The 17,531-nt window shown below is 71.0% G+C and carries 17 protein-coding genes and 1 tRNA gene; 10 read left to right on the plus strand and 8 right to left on the minus strand.

The genetic code is table 11. The features are described 5' to 3' along the window. Positions 1-14: 14 nt before the first annotated feature. The 3 genes from AWC30_RS10675 to aceE all read right to left on the minus strand — a co-directional run bounded on the left by AWC30_RS10675 (position 15) and on the right by aceE (position 5,180). Entirely contained in the window at positions 15-923 is a 909-nt protein-coding gene (locus tag AWC30_RS10675; protein ID WP_085110176.1) for an ACP S-malonyltransferase, read from the minus strand. A gap of 160 nt (positions 924-1,083) precedes the next feature. After that, positions 1,084-2,316: a PucR family transcriptional regulator gene (locus tag AWC30_RS10680; RefSeq protein ID WP_085110177.1), complete on the minus strand. Its 1,233-nt coding sequence runs from the start codon at positions 2,314-2,316 to the stop codon at positions 1,084-1,086. Positions 2,317-2,390: 74 nt separating this feature from the next. Beyond that, positions 2,391-5,180, minus strand: coding sequence for a pyruvate dehydrogenase (acetyl-transferring), homodimeric type (aceE, locus tag AWC30_RS10685; protein ID WP_085110178.1), 2,790 nt, complete (start codon positions 5,178-5,180; stop codon positions 2,391-2,393). Between the two features lie 178 nt (positions 5,181-5,358). Here aceE and AWC30_RS10690 point away from each other — a divergent pair, with 178 nt between their 5' ends. From AWC30_RS10690 to AWC30_RS10705, 4 genes are all read left to right on the plus strand, one after another. After that, entirely contained in the window at positions 5,359-5,781 is a 423-nt protein-coding gene (locus AWC30_RS10690) for a DUF3052 domain-containing protein (RefSeq protein ID WP_085110179.1), read from the plus strand. Beyond that, positions 5,781-6,242 (plus strand): peroxiredoxin, encoded by a 462-nt coding sequence (locus AWC30_RS10695; protein WP_085110180.1) that lies wholly within the window; start codon positions 5,781-5,783, stop codon positions 6,240-6,242. Before AWC30_RS10690 ends, AWC30_RS10695 begins: the two co-directional genes overlap by 1 nt. 62 nt (positions 6,243-6,304) lie before the next feature. Further along, positions 6,305-6,376, plus strand: a tRNA-Val gene (locus tag AWC30_RS10700). Between the two features lie 63 nt (positions 6,377-6,439). Beyond that, positions 6,440-7,588 (plus strand): hypothetical protein, encoded by a 1,149-nt coding sequence (locus AWC30_RS10705; protein ID WP_085110181.1) that lies wholly within the window; start codon positions 6,440-6,442, stop codon positions 7,586-7,588. Between the two features lie 7 nt (positions 7,589-7,595). Here AWC30_RS10705 and AWC30_RS10710 read toward each other — a convergent pair whose 3' ends face one another. Continuing rightward, positions 7,596-8,408: an oxygenase MpaB family protein gene (locus AWC30_RS10710; protein ID WP_085110270.1), complete on the minus strand. Its 813-nt coding sequence runs from the start codon at positions 8,406-8,408 to the stop codon at positions 7,596-7,598. 49 nt (positions 8,409-8,457) lie between these two features. Between AWC30_RS10710 and AWC30_RS10715 the strand changes: the two genes are divergently transcribed. Beyond that, the gene (locus tag AWC30_RS10715; protein WP_085110182.1) at positions 8,458-9,405 is read left to right on the plus strand and encodes a cobalamin biosynthesis protein; all 948 of its coding nucleotides are present in this window, start codon (positions 8,458-8,460) and stop codon (positions 9,403-9,405) included. On the opposite strand, the gene AWC30_RS10720 is transcribed toward AWC30_RS10715, so the two are convergent. Genes AWC30_RS10720 through AWC30_RS10730 form a run of 3 tightly spaced genes read right to left on the minus strand, consistent with a single transcriptional unit; the run spans position 9,387 to position 11,339 of the window. Further along, positions 9,387-10,196: an SURF1 family cytochrome oxidase biogenesis protein gene (locus AWC30_RS10720; protein ID WP_085110183.1), complete on the minus strand. Its 810-nt coding sequence runs from the start codon at positions 10,194-10,196 to the stop codon at positions 9,387-9,389. The two genes, AWC30_RS10715 and AWC30_RS10720, sit on opposite strands and share 19 nt — an antisense overlap. Continuing rightward, a complete protein-coding gene (locus AWC30_RS10725; RefSeq protein WP_085110184.1) occupies positions 10,196-10,699 on the minus strand; it encodes a low molecular weight protein-tyrosine-phosphatase in 504 nt (167 codons plus the stop codon). The genes AWC30_RS10720 and AWC30_RS10725 overlap by 1 nt, the downstream gene beginning before the upstream one ends. Continuing rightward, positions 10,683-11,339: an HAD hydrolase-like protein gene (locus AWC30_RS10730; RefSeq protein ID WP_234808039.1), complete on the minus strand. Its 657-nt coding sequence runs from the start codon at positions 11,337-11,339 to the stop codon at positions 10,683-10,685. The genes AWC30_RS10725 and AWC30_RS10730 overlap by 17 nt, the downstream gene beginning before the upstream one ends. 60 nt (positions 11,340-11,399) lie before the next feature. Between AWC30_RS10730 and cobC the strand changes: the two genes are divergently transcribed. Genes cobC through AWC30_RS10750 form a run of 4 tightly spaced genes read left to right on the plus strand, consistent with a single transcriptional unit; the run spans position 11,400 to position 15,419 of the window. Beyond that, positions 11,400-12,437 (plus strand): Rv2231c family histidinol phosphate aminotransferase CobC, encoded by a 1,038-nt coding sequence (gene cobC, locus AWC30_RS10735; RefSeq protein WP_085110185.1) that lies wholly within the window; start codon positions 11,400-11,402, stop codon positions 12,435-12,437. Then, complete coding sequence (locus AWC30_RS10740) at positions 12,434-13,573, plus strand: Nif3-like dinuclear metal center hexameric protein (protein WP_085110186.1); 1,140 nt, start codon at positions 12,434-12,436, stop codon at positions 13,571-13,573. Before cobC ends, AWC30_RS10740 begins: the two co-directional genes overlap by 4 nt. Continuing rightward, a complete protein-coding gene (locus AWC30_RS10745) occupies positions 13,570-14,307 on the plus strand; it encodes a zinc ribbon domain-containing protein (RefSeq protein WP_085110187.1) in 738 nt (245 codons plus the stop codon). Before AWC30_RS10740 ends, AWC30_RS10745 begins: the two co-directional genes overlap by 4 nt. Continuing rightward, entirely contained in the window at positions 14,304-15,419 is a 1,116-nt protein-coding gene (locus AWC30_RS10750) for a bifunctional RNase H/acid phosphatase (RefSeq protein ID WP_085110188.1), read from the plus strand. The genes AWC30_RS10745 and AWC30_RS10750 overlap by 4 nt, the downstream gene beginning before the upstream one ends. A gap of 3 nt (positions 15,420-15,422) precedes the next feature. Here AWC30_RS10750 and AWC30_RS10755 read toward each other — a convergent pair whose 3' ends face one another. Further along, positions 15,423-16,139, minus strand: coding sequence for a 2OG-Fe(II) oxygenase (locus tag AWC30_RS10755; RefSeq protein ID WP_085110189.1), 717 nt, complete (start codon positions 16,137-16,139; stop codon positions 15,423-15,425). Between the two features lie 93 nt (positions 16,140-16,232). Between AWC30_RS10755 and AWC30_RS10760 the strand changes: the two genes are divergently transcribed. Beyond that, positions 16,233-17,507: an HNH endonuclease gene (locus AWC30_RS10760; protein ID WP_109562025.1), complete on the plus strand. Its 1,275-nt coding sequence runs from the start codon at positions 16,233-16,235 to the stop codon at positions 17,505-17,507. Positions 17,508-17,531 lie beyond the last annotated feature (24 nt).

The raw sequence follows: 17,531 nt of genomic DNA on the forward strand, positions 1-17,531 counted from the left end.
TGGCGAGAATCGGCTTAGAGCTGCCCCACCTCGTCCAGGTCTGAGGGCGCCTTGATGGCGCGTGCGGGGACACCCCGCAACTCCCGCTTGGCGATACCGGTGAGGGTGCCCGCCGGAGGGAACTCCGCGAGCGCGGTCACGCCGCGGTCGCGCAGGGTTGTGGTGCACAGGTCCCAGCGCACCGGGCGGGTCAGCTGGGCGACCAGCTTCTCCATCGCCTCGGCTCCGCCGGTGACCGGCTGGCCGTCGGAGTTGGACAGCAATGTCATGGTCGGCTCGCCCGGGGTGATCGCCGCAGCCGCGGCTGCGTAGCCGTCCAGCGCCGACGCCATGTAGTGGGTGTGGAACGCGCCGGCGACGTCCAGCGCGCGAACCCGGGCCTTCGCGGGCGGGTCCTCGGCCAGTTTCTCCAGCGCGGCCATCGCGCCGGCGGCGACGATCTGACCGGCGGCGTTGCGGTTGGCCGGGACGAGGTCGAGTTGCTCAAGGCGGGCCAGCACCTCGGTCTCGTCGCCGCCGAGCACCGCGGACATGCCGGTGGGCTCCTTGGCGCAGGCCTTGGCCATCTCGGCGCCCCGGGTCGCGGCCAGCTTCACCGCATCGTCGGAGGAGAACACTCCGGCGATCGCGTAGGCGGCGATCTCGCCGACGGAGTGGCCGGCGGTCACCAGCTCGGCGTCGCTGAGCAGTCCGCGACGGGTCAACTCCCGATGGGCGAGCAGCGTGGCCGCCACGACCAGCGGCTGGGTGACCGCGGTGTCGGTGAGTTCTTCGGCCGGCGCTGTCGTGCCCAGCCGCGCCAGGTCCAGTCCGCTGGCCGTCGACCAAGCGGTGATCTGGTCGGCGGCACCGGGCAGCTCCAGCCACGGCGACAACATCCCGGGGGTCTGCGAACCCTGCCCGGGTGCGAGCAAAGCAATCACGTGTTTAAGAGAACACTGTGAAGAGGGGTTTGCGCGGTGTAAACGAACATAAACCTCATCTTAGGCTTTTGTGGGGATCCCACAAAAGGCGTCGTGATGCAACGTTCCTGAGATCGTGCCGCAATATTGACCGGTCGCCCGAATCGCGGCGGCGATCACCTCATGCCTCGATTCGGGGAGGTCGAACGGTAAGTCGGCCCACCGTCGAGGCCACCCGCAGGATGTAGGCGTCCCGCGGCTGGGTCGGATCGTGTCCGGTGAAGTCGGTGACGCGCTTGAGCCGGTAACGGACCGTATTTGGATGAACGAACAACTTCCTGGCGCACGCCTCAATCGCGCCGCCGCAGTCCAGGTAGGCGTCGAGTGTCTCGGTCAACGCGGGCCCGGCATCGGCCAACGGACGCATCACGTCCGTGTGCAACGCCGCGATCGCGCCCTGATCGCCCATCAGCGCGCGTTCGGGCAGCAGATCGCGGGCCAGCACCGGGCGCGGCGCGCCCGACCAGCCGGCGACCGCGTTCATGCCCGCGATCGCCTCGGTGGCGCTGTGGTGCGCGGCGGTCAGCATCGGCGCCGTCGGGCCGATCACCACCGGGCCGTCGGAGAACGCGGCGAGCAGGTCGGCGAGGAACCGCTCGGTCGGCGACAGCTTGCCCGAGACGATCGCCACCAGCCAGGTGCCGTGGATGTCGCTGAGGACGGCACGCCCGTGCCGGGCCGCCGCGTCGCGAACCTCCTGACTGGCGTGTGGGTCCGGCGCCTCGTCGCGGCCCGCCGCCGGTGTGCCCACCACCACGGTGGCCGCCCCGGTGGTGTCCCAGTTCAGCGCGGCCGCCCGGGACAGCAGCTCGGGCCCGATGTCGCCGCGCACCACCGCGTCGACGACGCTGGCCTCCATCCGGCTGTCCCAGGTGCCGCGCGCCTCGGCGGCGTCGGCGTAGGCGGAGGCGGCCGCGAACGCCAGGTCCCGGCTGTACTTGAGGATGCCGACGGTCAACGCGGTGAGTTGGTCCTCCGAGCGGGCCAGGGCCGGGACCACCTCCTCGAAGTACTCCATCGTGACCCGCACCATGTCGACGGTGTCGCGCAGCGCGATCCGGCGGGTCAGGTCCTGGGGCACCAGCTCGAAGGCCTGTGCGGTGTAGCCGACCCCGTCGGTGGGATTGCGCATCCACTCGACGAACTGCACCACCGCGGTCTGCACGACCAGCGCCACGCTGGCGCGCTGCGAGGCCTCCAGGTCGGCGAAGAACGGCAACCGGTCCTGCATGGTGGTCACCGCTTCGGTGGCCAGCCGGCCCGAGTACTGCTTGAGTCGACGCAGCAGCGAGTCGGGGACGGTGTCCAGCAGGACCAGCGGCGAGTGGGCGGTCGGCAGCGGTTTGTCGGCCATCCCTAAAAGATACGCGCGGTTTCTGGCGGTTCTCCCTAAAACTCGGTCGCGTGGGCGTCGAAGTGGCGTCGAGGTCAGGCCACCCCGGGGTCGGAGGTCTGTTCCGGTGCCGCCAGCACGTCGTCGATCCGGTACTTGCGGGCGGCTTCAACGGGCACCGACGGATCGATCTGACCGTCGCGGGCCAACGCCTCGAGCACCGCGACCACCTGCGACTCCGCGTCGATGTTGAAGAAGCGCCGCGCCGCCGGGCGGGTGTCGGAGAAACCGAACCCGTCGGCGCCGAGGGTGACGTAACGGCCCGGGACCCAGGGCCGGATCTGTTCGGGCACCGCGCGCATCCAGTCCGACACCGCTACCACCGGCCCGCGGGCGTCGGCCAGCGCCTGCTCGACGTAGGGGACCGGGTGCTGCTGGTCGGGGTGGCGCAACCGCTCCCGCTCGATGTCGACACCGTCCCGGTGCAACTCGCTCCAGCTGGTCACCGACCACACGTCGGCGGCCACGTCCCACTCCTCGGCCAGCAGTTCCGCCGCGCGCAGCGCCCACGGCATCGCCACCCCGGAAGCCAGCAGCTGCGCACTGTGCCGCCGCGATTCGGGTGCGGCCCGGTAGCGGTAGATGCCGCGGAGCAGGCCCTCGGTGTCGAGGCCGTCCGGCTCGGCCGGCTGCACATACGGCTCGTTGTAGATCGTCATGTAGAAGTAGACGTTCTCCGGGGCCTCGCCGTACATCCGGGCGAGGCCGCTTTCGATGATGTGGGCGATCTCGAACGCGAACGCCGGGTCGTAGGCCACCACCGCGGGGTTGGTGCTGGCCAACAGCATCGAATGCCCGTCCGCGTGCTGCAGGCCCTCACCGGTCAGCGTGGTGCGTCCGGCGGTGGCGCCGAGCAGGAACCCGCGGGTCATCTGGTCGCCGGCGGCCCACAGTTCGTCGCCGGTGCGCTGGAAGCCGAACATCGAGTAGAAGATGTAGACCGGGATCATCGGCACGTCATGGGTGGCATAGGAGGTGCCGGTGGCGATGAAACTCGCGGCCGCCCCGGCCTCGTTGATGCCCTCGTGCAGAATCTGGCCGATCTCGCTCTCCTTGTAGGCCAGCATCAGTTCAGCGTCCACCGAGGTGTACAGCTGACCGTTCGGGTTGTAGATCTTCAGCGACGGGAACCACGAGTCCATCCCGAACGTGCGCGCCTCGTCGGGGATGATCGGCACGATCCGAGGACCGATCTCCTTGTCGCGCAACAACTCCTTGAACACCCGTACCGTCGCCATGGTGGTGGCGACCTCTTGGGTGCCCGAACCGTCCTTGACCGGCTGATAGACCTTGCTCTCCGGCAGGGCCAGCACCTTGGCCTTGGTGCGCCGTTCCGGCAGGAAGCCGCCGAGGGTGCGACGGCGATCGAGCAGGTACCGGATCTCCGGGGAGTCCTCGCCGGGGTGGTAGTACGGCGGCAGGTAGGGGTTCTCGTCGAGTTCGGCGTCGGAGATCGGGATGCGCATGCTGTCCCGGAACGCCTTGAGGTCGTTGGCTCGGAACTTCTTCATCTGATGGGTGGCGTTGCGCGCCGCGAAGTAGGAACCGAGGCTGTAACCCTTGATCGTCTTCGCCAGGATGACGGTCGGCTGGCCCTGGTGGTCGAGCGCGGCGCGGTAGGCGGCGTAAATCTTGCGGTAGTCATGACCGCCGCGTTTGAGGCTCCAGATCTCGTCGTCGCTCAGGTGTTCCACCAGCGCCTTGGTCCGCGGGTCGCGGCCAAAGAAGTGCTGGCGCACGTAGCCGCCGTCATTGGCCTTGTAGGTTTGGTAGTCGCCGTCGGGCGTCGCGTTCATCAGGTTGACCAGGGCGCCGTCCTTGTCGGCGTGCAACAGGGCATCCCACTCCCGGCCCCAGACCACCTTGATCACGTTCCAGCCGGCGCCGCGGAAGAACGACTCCAGCTCCTGAATGATCTTGCCGTTGCCGCGGACCGGGCCGTCGAGCCGCTGCAGGTTGCAGTTGATCACGAAGGTGAGGTTGTCCAGACCCTCCAGCGCGGCGACGTGCAGCAGGCCGCGGCTCTCCGGCTCGTCCATCTCGCCGTCGCCGAGGAAGCACCACACGTGCTGATCGGAGGTGTCCTTGATGCCGCGGTCTTTCAGGTAGTGGTTGAACCGGGCCTGGTAGATCGCGTTCATCGGGCCCAACCCCATCGAGACGGTGGGGAACTCCCAGAAGTCGGGCATCAGCCGCGGGTGCGGGTAGGACGGCAGACCGCCGCCGGGGTGACTGTGCTCCTGGCGGAACCCGTCGAGCTGATGCACCGACAGCCGGCCCTCCAGGAACGCGCGGGCGTAGATGCCGGGGGAGGCGTGGCCCTGGATGAAGATCTGGTCACCGCCGCCGGGGTCGGACTTGCCGCGGAAGAAGTGGTTGAACCCGACCTCGTACAGCGACGCCGACGACGCGTAGGTCGAGATGTGGCCGCCGACGCCGACGCCCGGCCGCTGGGCGCGGTGCACCATGACCGCGGCGTTCCAGCGGATCCACGCCCGGTAGCGCCGTTCGACGTCCTCGTCGCCGGGGAACCAGGGCTCGGATTCGGTGGGGATGGTGTTGACGTAGTCGGTGGACGTCAGCGCCGGGATCGACACCCGCTGATCGCCGGCGCGTTCGAGCAGCCGAAGGATCAGATAGCGGGCCCGCGACGGTCCCGAACGCGACAACATCGCGTCGAACGACTCGAGCCACTCCGAAGTTTCCTCGGGGTCGATGTCGGGCAGGTAGGACGCAACTCCTTCGCGGATCACTCGAACCCGGTCGGATTCGGTTGAGCCGATTGAGTTTTTCGCCAGGTCGTGGCGCACGAACTCGGTAGTCAACTTCCGCTCCTCGTTTGGCGGTTGATCTTCGATGGCCCGGCGGCCATGTGTCGGTCACCGGTCATCTGCCATCTTCCTCCATCGTGCCCCACTCGGTTATCGGCGAGGTGATCGGAGCAAAGGCGGCGGGTTGTGCAACGATGGTGCTGATCGCGTTGACAGGTGAAGGAGGTCCCAGGTGGTCGCGGCGGACGACGCCTCGAACTACGCCCGCAAGCTGGGCATCCAGAAAGACCAGATAGTCCAGGAATGGGGCTGGGACGAGGACATCGACGAGGCCATCCGTGGCGCCGTCGAGGAGGCGTGCGGCAACGACCTGCTGGAGGAAGACACCGACGAGGTGGTCGACGTTGTGCTGCTGTGGTGGCGCGACACCGACGGCGACCTGGTGGACACGTTGATGGACGCCATCACCGCGCTGGCCAACGACGGGGTGATCTGGGTGGTGACACCCAAGACCGGCCGGCCCGGCCACGTCCAGCCGGCCGACATCGCCGAGTCTGCGCCGACCGCCGGGCTGATGCCGACCTCGTCGGTCAACCTGGGCGAGTGGAGCGCCAGCCGGCTGGTGCAACCCAAGTCGCGGCCCGGGAAGCGCTGATGCTGGCGGTGGGCACCGCCGCTCCGGACTTCACGCTGCGCGACCAGAACCAGCAGCCGGTGAGCCTCACCGACTATCGGGATGCCAAGAACGTGCTGCTGGTGTTCTTCCCGCTCGCGTTCACCGGCATCTGTCAGGGTGAACTCGACGAGATTCGGGATCACCTGCCGCGGTACGAGAACGACGACCGCGCGGTCCTGGCGATCTCGGTGGGACCGCCGCCGACGCACAAGGTGTGGGCCGCCGACAGCGGCTTCCTGTTCCCGGTGCTGTCGGACTTCTGGCCGCACGGGGCGGTCAGCCAGGCCTATGGCGTCTTCAACGACGAGACCGGATTCGCCAACCGCGGCACCTTCCTCGTCGATCGCGGCGGGATCATCCGGTTCGCGGAGATGAAGCAGCCCGGCGAAGCCCGTGACCAACAGGCGTGGGCCGACGCCCTGGCCGCCCTGGACGGCTGATCGCTCGAACGCGACGGCGTTTTGGGGACCCGCCTCCGCGCCGGGTAACCTGCCCCACGCAGGGGCGCGTAGCTCAGTGGTAGAGCTCTGGTTTTACACACCAGCGGTCGGCGGTTCGATACCGTCCGCGCCCACTCGAACAGACCCGGTCGGCACCAACGGCGTGCGCCTGCCCTGACTGATGCGATGATCTGACGGTGACGGTGTGGCTGCGGCTGATGGTGGCGTTGTCACTGGTAGCGGCGAGCCTGGCCGGATGCCAGGGCAAGGAACTGACCGGGCCCGCGGACGGCACCGACCGATTCGTATTCCAGACCGACCATGAACTCGCCGTCGTCGACGGGGTCACGGTGGTCGCGCGCCTGCCGCGCGGTACCGCCGACCCGGTCGCGGCGCGGATCCCGGTCACCGAGGACGGGCGCTTCCTGTACGCGCTGGGGGAGTCGTCGGTATCCGTCCTCGACACGGCCAGCCTGCGCCGCACCGAGATCCCCTGCGCCGGACCGTGTCCGCGGGTTTCGCTCGGCGCCAGCCTGGTCGGGTGGTTCGACGCCGCCGCCGATACCGACCACGCCTGGGCCGCCGTACACGCGATCGACCTCGCCGCCGCCGAACCGACGCCGAGCACTCTGGGGCGCATCCGGCTGCCCCGGCCCGGACCAGCGACGGCGCCTTACTCGTACTTCCTCGACGCCACACCCGGCCAGTACCTGTTCTTCGCCACCGACGCGGACACACCGGACACCGCACCACTCTGGGAGCAGCCGCAGACGCTCTACCGGGCGCAGCTCGACGGAACCACCACCGACCTGGGTCGATACGACGGATTCGCCCGGGCGATCGACGTCTGGGCGGTGGTCGATCCCGGCGGGAACCGGGTGATGCTGAACAGCGGATCGCCGGACCCGACGCACCCCTGCGCCGCCGATCCCGGCTACGCGCCGTTGGATGTCATCGACCTCGCCTCCGGCCACACCATCCGCATCCACCCGCCGGCCCCCGGATCGCGGCGCCACCTGCGCGCCACCCGAGCCTGGTGGGGCAACAACGGCACCGCCTACGTCGCCTACCGGCCCGCCGGGTGCGGCACCGACGACAGCGAGGACGGCCCGCCGCCGTCGGTCTGGGCCTATCAGGATGGCAGCTGGTCGCAGCTGGACACCGGCGGCCCGGCGATCTTCGCCCTCCCGCTGGCCGGCGGCCGCCTCGCGGTCGTTGCCCCCGCCGGCCGGACCGACGAGGTGCCGCACGGCACCCTGATGTTCATCGACGCGGAGGGGCATCGCACCCACATCGCTGACGGTGTGACCGCGATCGCGCCGCTGCCCGCCCGACCCGCCGGGTGACACGGCGTCACACCAGCGGCAGACCCAGTCGCGCCCGCAGCCGCATATCCCACAGGAACGCTTGATAACCCAGCAGCCACATCCGGCGCGGGATGACGAGATCGGCGACGCGCAGCGCACGCACCAGCCAGCCGAACCGGCGCTGCTGGCCGTTCGTCCAGTCCAACCCCATCAGCGCACGGAACTCCGGCGGCAGGAACCCGGTCGTCGCGAAGAGGTTGAACGGGCCGAGCAGTCGTAGCGGCCACGGCAGGAACACCATCGCCGCCACCCCGCGCAGGTGGTCGCGAACCGGTGCATCGATACGCAGTTCGTTCAGGGTCTGTTTCCAGTACTGCTCGAACGCCGCCCGGTCCGCCGGCCACATCTGCGGGCGCACCTGCAGGGTGGTTCCGAGTCGCCGGGCGTCGGCGTAGACCGCGTCGGCGGTGGCCTCATCGAGCGGACCGTGCAGCGTCTCGTACTGGTCGACGAAGTAGCGGTACAGACACGCCGCCACCCACAGTTGGAGTTTCGGGTCGAAAGCGTTGTAACGCACCGGGCTGGTCGCCGTGGACCGCACCTCGCGGTGCACCACGTCGACCGCTTTGCGGTAGCGGTGCCGTTCCACTTCGCTGCCGAGCGCCGCGACCGCCAGGTAGGTGCCGGTGGTGCGGGCGCGCTTGAACGGATGCTTGTAGACGTTGCCGCTGTCGACGCGGCTCTCCTGGACTCCGTAGCCCACCCCGGGCAGCGACAGCTGCATGATCACGTTCGCGGCGGGCAACAGCAGCCCGGCCGGCGTGAGCAGATCGACGATCCTGGTGGCGCTGGTCGTCATCGGCATCGCTCCACGATCCCGAGTACATCAAATATGAGACGCTGCCGGGGTGTTTGCGCCCAAAGAGCGCCCCCGGGCGGCCGGGATCGCCGTCGGCTGTCTGCTCGACGCCGCGTTCGGCGATCCGCGCCGGGGGCACCCGGTCGCGGGCTTCGGGCAACTCGCCGCGGTGTTGGAGCGGGTCACCTACCGAGACAGCCGGGCCGCGGGGGCCGCACACGTCGCCATCCTGGTCAGCGGTCTGGCCGCCCTCGGCCTGCTGGCGCGGCGCGTACGCCCGAGCGCCGGCGGGCAGCTCGTCCCCGTCGCGGCGGCGACCTGGGCGGCGCTGGGCGGCACCACCCTGGCCAACATCGGCCTGGTGATGGCTGATCTGCTCGACGCCGGCGACATCGACGCGGCCCGCCGGTTACTGCCCTCGTTGTGCGGGCGTGACCCGGCCGCCCTCGACCCGCCGGGACTGGCGCGGGCGGCGGTGGAATCGGTCGCGGAGAACACCGCCGATGCCCAGGTGGCCCCGTTGCTGTGGGCGGCGCTGGGCGGCCTGCCCGCGGTGCTGGCCTACCGCGGGATCAACACGCTGGACGCGATGATCGGGCACCGCTCGCCGCGCTACGCGCGGTTCGGGTGGGCCGCCGCGCGGCTCGACGACGTCGCGAACCATCTGGGTGCCCGGGTCACGGCCGTGCTCACCGCGGTGTGCGCACCGATCGTGGGCGGACGGCCGGGCGAGGCGCTCGCGGTCTGGCGGGCCGACGCCGGACGGCATCCCAGCCCCAACGCCGGCGTGGTGGAGGCGGCGTTCGCCGGCGCGCTCGGTATCCGGCTGGGCGGCCCGACGCCCTACCGGTACGGGCTGGAGATCCGGCCCACCCTGGGCGGGGGACCGGACCCGACGGTGACCGATCTGCGCCGGGCGGTGCGGCTGTCCCGGGCGGTGCAGGCCGGGGCCGCGGCGCTCGCGGTTCTGGTGGCCGCTCAGCGCCGACGGCCGTAGCGGTCGGCCAGTTTCTCCTCCACCGTCTGCGGCGGGGTGGCGGCGGCGTCCCGTTCGCGGCGGCGGGCCCGCAACTCGGCGTAGGCGAAGTAGCCCAGCGCGATCGGCGCGAAGATGCCGAACGCGATCCACTGGATGCCGTAGGACAGGAACGGTCCGGCGTCCAGCTGCGGCAGGTTCAGCACCCCCAGCCCGCCGGGCTGATCGTCGACGAGTTGCAGATACGTCCCGGTCAGCGGCACCCCGGTCAGGTCACTGACCTGTCCGGTGTCGATGGTGTACACCTGCGGGAAGCCGTCCCCGACAAGGGGCTCCTTGCCGGGGGCCACTCCTTCGGGGTTGCGCAGCCGCGCGGTGACCGACACGGTCTCGGCCGGCGGCGGCGGGATCGGCGGCACCTGCGAGCCCTGCTGCGGCCGTACGAAACCGCGGTTGACCAACACGGTCGGGCCGCCGTCGACGACGAACGGGGCGAGCACCTCGAAGGCGGGTTGACCGTCGATGACCCGCATGCGCACCAGCACCTGCTTGTCGGCCAGATAGTGGCCGGTGGCCGTCACCCGCCGCCAGCGCGCGTCGGGCGCGGCCGAATCCTGGTCGGGCAGCAGCGTGGTCACCGGTACCGGATCGGCGGTCAGCGAGTGCGCGATCTGGCTGTTCTCCCGCGACGTTTCGGTGTTCTTGCCCAGCTGCCACGGCGCGAGCACGGTGAACGCCAGATAGGTGAACGCGACCACCACCACCCCCAGCGCCAGCCAGCCGGGCCGCAGCAGGAATCCGAGCCGTCGCATCAACCCCCCTCACGGTCGGTGAGCCGCTGGTCGACCCAGTCGTGCAGGCCCGGCAGCGCGGCCTCGATGACGGTGAACGCCTCCTCGAAATCGGCGATGTCTCCGTAGTACGGGTCCTCCACGTCGAGCGCCACCGCACCGGAACGCGGATCGAACGACCGCAACATCGTGACCCGGCCGGCGGCGGCCCCTAGCTGGTGCAGCAGCCGCACGTGGTTGCGTCCGGCGGCGACCAGCAGGTCGGCGGCCAGATGGTCGTCGCCGACATGGGCGGCGCGGTGCTCGGTCGGGTAGCCGCGGGCACGCAGCACCTGGTTGGTGCGTTCGTCGGCGCCCTTGCCGACATGCCAGTTGGCGGTTCCGGCGCTGGTGACCCGCACCGCGTCGTGCAAGCCTCGTCGGCTGATCTGGTGGGCGAACATCTTCTCGGCCATCGGCGAGCGGCAGATGTTGCCCGTACAGATGAACGTGACGTGCAGGCGCGGATCAGCGGACTTCGACATCGAGTACCTCCCGTAGCTCGGCGACCGTCGCGGCACGTGCCGCGACAAAAGGGGAGTCGCCGAAGACATCCGACTGCCCGTAACCCCACTCCACCACGACGGTGGCGATGCCGTGGGCGGCGGCGCCGTCGACGTCGTGGCGGCGATCACCGACCATCAGGATCCGGTCGGGAAGCGGGGCCAACCGGGCCAACGCGTGGGCGACCACGTCGGCCTTGACCGCTCGGGAACCGTCCGGGCTGGCCCCGGCGATCACCTCGAAATAGTGGTCCAACCCGAAATGCTCCAGCACCCGACGGGCGGTCGGCTCGGCCTTGGAAGTGGCCACCGCCAGCCGCACCCCGACCGCGCGCAGGTCGGCCAGCAGCGGCGCGATCCCGTCGAAGACGCTGTTGATCGCCCAACCCCGGCGCGAGTAGTCGGCCCGGTAGGCGGCGATCGCCGCGTCGGTCCGCGCGCCCAGTTCCATCGCCGTCAGGGTCTGGTGCATCGGCGGGCCGACCAGGGTGCCCACCAGGTCCCCGGCCGGGACCGCGGCGCCGACCTGCTCCAGCGCGTACCGGAAGCTTGAGACCACGCCGGCGGCGGAGTCGGTCAGGGTGCCATCCAGATCGAAGATGACCAAGTTCGGGCGCGTCACGTGCCCATTCTCCCCGACGCGCCCGACCGGCCCGCGCCGAGGAGCACTACTGTTTGCGGTGTGGCGAGTCTGGATGTGAGCGCGCCGCGCTACCACGGTGATCAGGCCGTCACGCCCGGAATGCTGGACTTCGCCGTCAACGTCCGGCACCGCCGGCCGCCGGCCTGGCTGCTCGACCGGCTCGCCGGCAGGCTGCCGGACCTGGCCCGCTACCCCGGCGCCGCCGACCGGGACGCCGCGACGGCAGCCGTCGCCGCCCGGCACGGCCGCGACCCCGACGAGGTGCTGCTGCTGGCCGGGGCGGCCGAGGGGTTCGCGCTCCTGCCGCAGCTCGAACCGAATCTGGCCGCGCTACTCGCGCCGTCGTTCACCGAACCGCAAGCCGTCTTCGACGCCGCCGGCGTGCCCTATCGCCACGTCGTGCTGGCACCGCCGTTCACCCTGGCGGGGGCCGCGGTCCCCGAGGAAGCCGACCTGGTGGTGGTCGGCAACCCCACCAACCCGACCGCGGTCAGCCATCCCCGCGACCACGTGCTGGCGCTGCGGCGACCGGGCCGGATCGTGGTGGTCGACGAGGCCTTCGCCGACGCCGTGCCCGGCGAGCCCGACTCGCTGGCCGGGGTGTCGTTGCCCGACGTGGTGGTGCTGCGCAGCCTCACCAAAACCTGGGGGCTGGCCGGTCTGCGGGTCGGCTACGCGGTGGGCCCGCCCGACGTCCTGGCCCGGCTCGCCGCGCGCCGCCCACATTGGCCGCTGGGCACGTTGCAGCTCGCGGCCGTCGCCGCATGCTGTGCGCCGCGAGCGGTGGCCGAGGTCGCCGCCGACGCCGAGCGGCTGGCCGGGCTGCGCCGCCAGATGGTCGCCGGGTTGCACGCCGCGGGCTGCGCGGTGGTGGCTGGGCAGGCGCCGTTCGTGCTGTTCACCGTCGAGGACGCGGCGCGGGCACGCGGGCATCTGGCGGCGCGCGACATCGCGGTGCGCCGCTGTGACACCTTCGTCGGCCTCGACGGCCACTACCTGCGGGCGGCGGTCCGGCCGGAGTGGCCGGCGTTGGCGGCCGCGCTCACGGAGTTACCGGAAAGGAGAAGGATTTCATGACGGTGCGGTTGGCCGACGTGATCGACGTGCTGGAGCGGGCCTACCCGCCCCGGCTGGCCCAATCGTGGGATTCGGTGGGGCTGGTCTGCGGTGACCCCGACGAGCCGCTGGACTCGGTGGTGATCGCGGTGGACCCGACGGCGGCGGTGGTCGACGAGGTGCCGGACCGGTCCCTGCTGCTGGCCCACCACCCGCTGCTGCTGCGCGGAGTCGACACGGTGGCGGCCAGCACGCCCAAAGGGGCGCTGGTGCATCGGCTGATCCGGACCGGGCGGTCGCTGTTCACCGCGCACACCAACGCCGACTCGGCGTCGCCGGGGGTCTCCGACGCGCTCGCCGAGACCCTCGGGCTGACCGTCGAGGGTGTGCTGGAACCCAAACCCGCCGACATCGACACCGAGAAATGGGTGATCTATGTGCCGCGCGACGACGCCGACGCGGTCCGCGAGGCGGTGTTCGCCGCCGGCGCAGGCCGCATCGGCGACTACTCGCACTGCAGCTGGAGCGTGACGGGCACCGGACAGTTCCTGCCACAGGAGGGGGCCGACCCGGCGATCGGCAGCGTCGGCTCGGTCGAGCAGGTCACCGAGGACCGCGTCGAGGCGATCGCGCCGTCCCGTATCCGGGGCAGGGTGCTGGCGGCGCTGCGCGCGGCGCACCCGTATGAGGAGCCCGCGTTCGACATCTTCAGCCTGGTGCCCACCCCCGCCGACGTCGGACTGGGCCGCATCGCGACGCTGCCCGAACCCGAACCGCTGCAGCGGTTCGCCGCCCGGGTCCGCTCCCGCCTGCCCGTCACGACCTGGGGGGTACGCGCTGCCGGCGACCCGCGAGCGCCGATATCGCGGGTCGCGGTCTGCGGCGGGGCGGGGGATTCCCTGCTCGACGCGGCGGCGGTGGCAGGCGTGCAGGCCTACGTGACCGCCGATCTGCGTCACCACCCGGCCGACGAGCACCGCCGGGCCTCGCCGGTCGCGCTGGTCGATGTCGCACACTGGGCCAGTGAGTACCCGTGGTGTAGGCAGGCCGCCGGGGTGCTGCGCACCGAATTCGGTGACCGGCTCCCGGTGCGGGTCAGCGAGATCCGGACCGACCCGTGGAACATCGAAACCGCGGCCGAGGAAGGACAGGCATGAAGGCTGAGGTAGCGCAACAACGTTCGCTGTTGGAACTCGCTGAACTCGACGCCGAGCTGGCGCGACTCGACCACCGCGCCGCCCACCTGCCCGAGCAGGTGGAGCGCGACCGGATCAACGCCGAGCACGGCGCTGCCGAGGACCGGCTCGGCGCGCTGCGCCTGGCCCTCGACGATCTGGACAGTGAGATCGCCCGCTTCGAATCCGACATCGACGGGGTGCGCCAACGGGAGGATCGTGACCGCAGGCTGCTCGACTCCGGCACGATCGACGCCAAACAACTCACCGACCTGCAGCATGAACTGGAGACACTGCAGAGACGACGCCAGTCCCTGGAGGATTCCCTGCTGGCGGTCATGGAGCGCCGGGAGGAACTGCAGGGGCAAGCCGACGCCGAGGAGACGACACGCGACGCGCTCGGAGCCGAACTGGCCGAGGCGCAGCGCGCGCTGGAGGCCGCCGCCGACGAGATCGGCCGGACCCGCACCGACCGCAGCGGCAGGCGCGACACGGTGAGCGCCGAGCTCGACGAAGCGTTGCTGGCGCTCTACGAACGGCAACGCAGCCGCACCGGGGTGGGCGCCGGACCGTTGCAGGGACCGCGGTGCGGGGCCTGCCGCATCGAGATCGACCGCGGCGAGCTGGCCCGGATCGCGGCGGCCGCCGACGACGACGTGGTGCGCTGCCCGGAGTGCGGAGCGATCCTGTTGCGCGCCAAAGGCGCCGGCGCGTGAAGGTCATCATCGAGGCCGACGGCGGGTCGCGGGGCAATCCGGGTCCGGCCGGCTACGGCACCGTGGTGTGGAGCGAGGACCGTTCGGCGGTGCTGGCCGAGAACAAGCAGGCGATCGGTCGGGCGACCAACAACGTCGCCGAGTACCGCGGCCTGATCGCGGGGTTGCAGGAGGCGACCGAGGTGGGCGCCACCGAGGTCGCGGTGCTGATGGATTCCAAGCTCGTCGTCGAACAGATGGCGGGGCGCTGGCGGGTCAAGAACCCCGATCTGGCCGAGTTGCACCGGCAGGCCCGTGCGCTGGCCGACCGATTCGACCACATCCGCTACACCTGGATTCCGCGGGAGAAGAACTCCCACGCCGACCGGCTGGCCAATGAAGCGATGGACGCCGCGGCCGCCGGCGACCCGGCGGGCGAACCGGCTGCGAAACCGGCTGCGAAACCGGCCGAGAAGCCGGCCGCGCCCGGCTGGACCGGGGCCCGTGGCACCCCCACCCGACTGCTGTTGTTGCGCCACGGTCAGACCGAGCTGTCGGTGCAGCGCCGCTACTCCGGGCGGGGCAACCCGGCGCTGACCGAGGTGGGGCGTCAACAGGCCGACGCGGCAGCGCGCTACCTGGCGCAGCGCGGCGGCATCGCCGCGGTGGTCAGCTCACCGCTGCAGCGCTGCCGCGACACCGCGGCCGCCGCCGCCGACGCGCTCGGCCTCGAGGTCACCGTCGACGAGGACCTCACCGAAACGGATTTCGGTGCGTGGGAGGGGCTGACGTTCCTCGAAGCCGCCGAACGCGATCCGGAGTTACACCGCACCTGGCTGGCGGACACCGCGACGACGCCGCCGGACGGGGAGAGCTTCGATGCGGTGGCCCGACGGGTCCGTCGCGCCCGCACCCGGCTCATCGCCGAATACGGCGGCGCGACCGTGCTGGTGGTCTCCCATGTCACGCCGATCAAGACGCTGCTGCGGATGGCCCTCGACGCCGGGCCGGGCATCCTCTACCGGCTGCACCTGGACCTGGCGTCGCTCAGTATCGCCGAGTTCTTTCCCGACGGGGGTGCGGCGGTGCGGCTGGTCAACCAGACCGCCTACCTTCCGTCGTCGCAGACCTGAGCCTCACGCGGCGTCGTGGAAGATCAACCCCAGCGTCACCCGCTCACCGCTGCGCACCGTCGACACCCCGTGGCGCACCGGCGCCGCCGACCAGCCGCGCTGGGAGCGCACCGGCCGCTCGCGGGTGGTGAACACGTAGCCGTGACCGAACGGGATCTGGGTGGCGGTCCCGCGGGACTGCGCCCGCATCCGTTGCTCGACGAGCAGGAATTCCCCGCCCGTGTAATCGGTGCCGGGGTCGCTGAGGTTGATCACCACCTGTAGCGGGAACACCAAGTCGCCGTAGAGGTCCCGGTGCAGCGCGTTCCACCCGCCGGCGTGATAGCGCAACATCAGCGCGGTGGACTTGGTCTGTCCGGCGCGGTGGCAGATCGCCAGCCAGTCATCGAGGCGCTCCGGCCAGGGCGTCGCCCGCCCCAGCTTGGTCCACCAGTCCCGGGCGATCGGCAACAGCCGCGGGTACAGCGCGGCCTTGAGCGCGTCGACCGGCTCGGGGTTCGGCGAGCGGAAGTAGCGGTACTGGCCTGACCCGTAGCGGTGGCGGTCCATGTCGACGGTGCTGCGGAACAATTCGTCACGGGGATAGAGCCGACGCAACCGCGCGGCCTCCGCGGCGGTGACCAGCCGGGGCAGCAACGCCCCGCCGTCGGCGTCGAGCGCCGCGGCCACCGCCGGCCAGTCCGCGCGGTCGACCCGGTTGCCCCACCGTGTTGTCGTCATCGCCGGTCTCCTTCACGGTCCGGTCTTGTCAGACCCCCAACATACGGTTGCACCATGATCGATTCGGCCGCCATGAGCACCATCTCGACCGAGATGGCGGTGGTCGACGCGGGCCTGGGGGAGCGCGATCTCGTCGAACGGATCGCGGTGCTGGAGCGGGTCAAAGCCGCCGCGGCGGCCGATCAGGCGCGGGCCGCGGCTGCGCTGGATGCCGCCCGGCGGGCGGCACAGGCCCAGTCAGGGGTGCCGTCGGCCCGGCGCGGTCGGGGAGTGGCCGCCGAAGTAGCGCTGGCGCGGCAGGATTCCCCGGCCCGCGGAAACCGGCATCTCGGGTTCGCCAAAGCGCTCGTCCACGAGATGCCGCACACCCTCGCGGCGTTGGAGGCCGGCGCCCTCTCGGAATGGCGGGCCACCATCGTGGTGCGTGAATCGGCCTGCCTGGAGGTGGCCGACCGGCGCCGACTCGACAGCGAACTGTGTGGCGACGTGGCCGCCCTGGAGGGCGTCGGCGACGCCCGGTTGGCCGCGGCGGCCAAGGCGATCGCCTACCGGCTGGATCCACACGCGGTCGTCGACCGGTGCGCCAAAGCCGAATCGGAGCGCCGGGTGACGATCCGTCCGGCGCCGGACACGATGACCTACCTGACCGCGCTGCTGCCGGTGGCGCAGGGAGTGTCGGTGTACGCGGCCCTTCGTCGTGCCGCCGACACCTGCGGCGACGGCCGCCCGCGTGGCCAGGTCATGGCCGACACCCTCATCGAACGGGTGACCGGCTGCCCGGCGACGCAGCCGGCCCCGGTCGCGGTGAACCTGGTGATCTCCGACGAGGTGCTGCTCGGCGGCGTACCGGGCTCCGCCGTCCTCGGCGGATACGGGCCGGTACCGGTGGCGATCGCCGAGCGCATGATCGGCTTGGCGCTGGGCGACAAGCGGTCGCGGGCGACGCTGCGGCGCCTCTACGCCAACCCGGTGTCGGGCGCGCTGGTGGCACTGGAATCGCGGGCGAGACTGTTCCCGCGCGGACTGGCCGACTTCATCGGGTTGCGTGACCAGCGTTGCCGTACCCCGTACTGCGATGCGCCGATCCGCCACCGCGATCACGCTGAGCCGCACCGGCGTGGGGGGCCGACCAGCGCCGGGAACGGTCTGGGGCTGTGCGAGGCGTGCAATCAGACCAAGGAGGCCGACGGCTGGCGGGTCGGGGCAGGCACCGACCAGGCCACCGGCAGGCACCGGGCCGAGTACGTCACCCCGACCGGCGCGTGTTACCGCAGCACCGCCCCACCGGTGGCCACCGGGCCGCCGTCGCGATTCAGCGAGATGGAGAAGGCGTTGTACGCCCTGCTGACCGAGCAGCACGCTGCATGAACGCTGGCCGTGACGCCGGGTAAC

The organism is Mycolicibacillus trivialis (genome assembly GCF_002102395.1).
Lineage (GTDB): Bacteria > Actinomycetota > Actinomycetes > Mycobacteriales > Mycobacteriaceae > Mycobacterium > Mycobacterium triviale.